The sequence below is a fragment of the Pseudomonas sp. genome, from assembly GCF_030147005.1.
Classification (GTDB): domain Bacteria; phylum Pseudomonadota; class Gammaproteobacteria; order Pseudomonadales; family Pseudomonadaceae; genus Aquipseudomonas.
Map to the genome: position 1 here is coordinate 1 of NZ_JASLAW010000114.1, position 2744 is coordinate 2744.

The window sequence follows — 2744 nt, forward strand, 5'->3', positions numbered from 1 at the left end:
TGCGACCTGTGGCGAGGGAGCTTGCTCCCGTTGGGGCGCGAAGCGGCCCCAAAAATGGGACTGCTACGCAGTCCAGCGGGAGCAAGCTCCCTCGCCACAGGGACCGGTTCTGTCTTAACTGACTGGCATTAAGGCTTGCCCGCGAAGGCGCTGGTTCAGTCGATATCTTCGACGACTGACACACCGCCCTCGCGGGCAAGGCCGCTCCCACAGGCCTCCACCCGGTCCCTGCCCGTCTGCTTGGCCGTGTACACCGCCGAGTCCGCACGCAGCAGCAACCCATCGATGCCTTCATCGGTACGCCAGCTGGCAACCCCAAAGCTGGCGGTGACGATGCCCGCCGGCGCCATCGGCACGCTGCGCAACGACTGCCACAATTGCATCGCCAGGCTGTAAGCCTGGGCGCCATCGGTGTGCGGGCACAGCACCACGAACTCTTCCCCGCCCAACCGGCAAAACACGTCGGTGCGGCGCAAGCGCTGGCTGATTCGCCTGCACAGCTCCTGCAGTACGCCGTCCCCGACAGCATGCCCGTGCTGGTCGTTGATCCGCTTGAAGTGGTCGATATCCAGCATGATCACCGACAGCGCCCCCGACGTGCGGTTGGCGCGGATCAGTTCGGCTTTCATACGGTCCTGGAAATAGCGGCGATTGTGGATGCCCGTCAGGGAATCGGTGATGGACAGCGTGCGCAACTCTTCTTCCACACGCTTGAGATCGGAAATATCCGACACATAGCCGTGCCACAACGTACCGCCGCCGGGTAATTCCTCCGGCGTGGCCTCGCCGCGAATCCAGCGCAGGCCTCGCCGGGGCAACTCCACGCGATACTCTTCGCGCCAATGGCTCAATTGCAGCGCCGACAAGCGTATCGAGGTGCGTACCCGCTCAACGTCCAGGGGGTGAATGCGTTCCAGAACCTTGCCCGCATCCTGCTGCAGTACGCCAAGCTCGATTTCATAGATATCGCGCATGCCTTCGCTGGCGTAAATGAAGCGCCAGGTGTCGTCGGGCTCCAGCGTGAATTGGAAGATGCCGCCAGGCACATGGACGCTGAGCTTTTTCAGCAGGCGATCCCGTGCGGCCAAGGCCTCGTAAGCGCGCTTCTGCTCCGTCACATCCAGGTAAATTGCCAAATGCCCGACCCACAGGCCATGCTCGTCCAGCAACACGGTGGCCAGCATATTTACGGTCAAACGGCTGCCGTCCTCACGCACCAGCGTCCACTCGCGGGCGTCATGCTGGCTGTCCGGACTTTCCACCAGCATCGCCTGGCTCGGCGCGATACGCTTGCCCAGCGCCGCACTCAAACGCGTGGCGCGGGTCTCGAGCTCCGAGGGCAGGTGCAGGCTTTCCAACGTCAGGTGGCCCACCGCGTGCTCGCCCTTGAACCCCAGCATCCGCTCCGCGCCGGCATTGAACGTGTTGATGACGCCGCGCAAGTCCGTGGCAATGATTGCGACCTGAGTCGCCGCATTCAGCACGCTGCGCAATTGACCATGCGCCCCTCGCAGCTCCTGCTCGCGCAGGCGCAACTGAGTGGTACGTTGATCAACCAGTGCCAGCGCCCGCTGGCGTTGGCTGACCAGCACGTAGAGCAACGCGCTGAGCAGCACACTCAGCAGCACACCCATGGCCAGTATGGCGCTGGTCGAAGAATGGTTGGCCTTGTCGAATACTTCACTGGCACGCAGGCTCAGTGCATAGACATGGTCACCGAGGGTAAGCCGTCGGACGGCGACAAGGTCGCTGTCGCCCGGCGCATTGTTGGACGCATACAGCACGCGCTGCTGGGTGTCGGAGGTGTCGACGATCTGCATCACCAGGTTATCCCGGTTTGACTTGGGCAAACCATCGGCCACCAGTTGGCGCAGGCTGATCACCGCCATTACATAGCCGTACGGCTGGCTATCGGCGGTTTTGCTCACCGGCGTCATCAGCAGCACCCCGGCGGCATAGGCCGGCTCCACACCCACCAATTGCATGGGCTGGGACACCGCCGCCTTGCCACTGTTTTTCGCGCGTTCAAGAACAGCGCGTCGCAGGGGTTGGGCCAGCAGATCAAAACCCAATGGCGACCCCAACAGGCTTTGAGTCTGGCTGTATAACACCGGTACATATTCATCGCGCTCGGCAGCCGGCGCCAACTCACCCGCCGAATTCAGTTCGCGGATGTTGAAAGGTACGCCACGCTGACGCGAGACATCCTGTTCAAATGGGCTGCGCTGATCACGGGTCACCCGCGGCGCCCAGGCATAGGCACGCGCATGCAACAACAAGGGCTGGGCGAAACCGTCAAATTCGGCGCGGGACACCTCGCCGGAATTGACAAAGAAGCGGCGCAGGCTGTCCAGGCGTAGCTCCTGGTCTTCGAAGCGCTCCTGAACCCGGCTGTAGCGCTCGCTGACCAGCAACTGGAAGCGCTGGCGCACCTGTTGCTGATAGAGGTCGGCGGCGGCCAACGCGATGACCAGCGTCAGTGCGCTACCGGTTGCCAACACCACCAATGCCACCAGCCAAGCCGATGCCTGCTCACTGATAAAACCAAGGATTTTCGGGCGTACCGCTTGCATCGGCATAGGCAACACTCACAACGCCAGCGTGCGGGGTGTCACTTTGGCTGGACGCTAAGTTATAGCCATCGGTCGGGTGTTTGACCAGCGTAAATGCTGTTGTGGCGAGGGAGCTTGCTCCCGCCGGGCTGCGCAGCGCCCCCAAAAACCTTGCGCGCTACGCACCCGAGC

General features: G+C 62.6%; 1 protein-coding gene. It reads right to left on the reverse strand.

Annotated features, from left to right (window positions below; all coding sequences use genetic code 11):
* Positions 1 to 155 precede the first annotated feature (155 nt).
* Positions 156 to 2579: a diguanylate cyclase gene (locus Q1V60_RS10350; RefSeq protein WP_300629987.1), complete on the reverse strand. Its 2424-nt coding sequence runs from the start codon at positions 2577 to 2579 to the stop codon at positions 156 to 158.
* Positions 2580 to 2744: the final 165 nt, after the last annotated feature.

Excerpts from the sequence above, each read along its gene's own strand:
- Q1V60_RS10350 (WP_300629987.1), bottom strand. The coding sequence starts at position 2,579 with ATGCCGATGCAAGCGGTACGCCCGAAAATCCTTGGTTTTATCAGTGAG.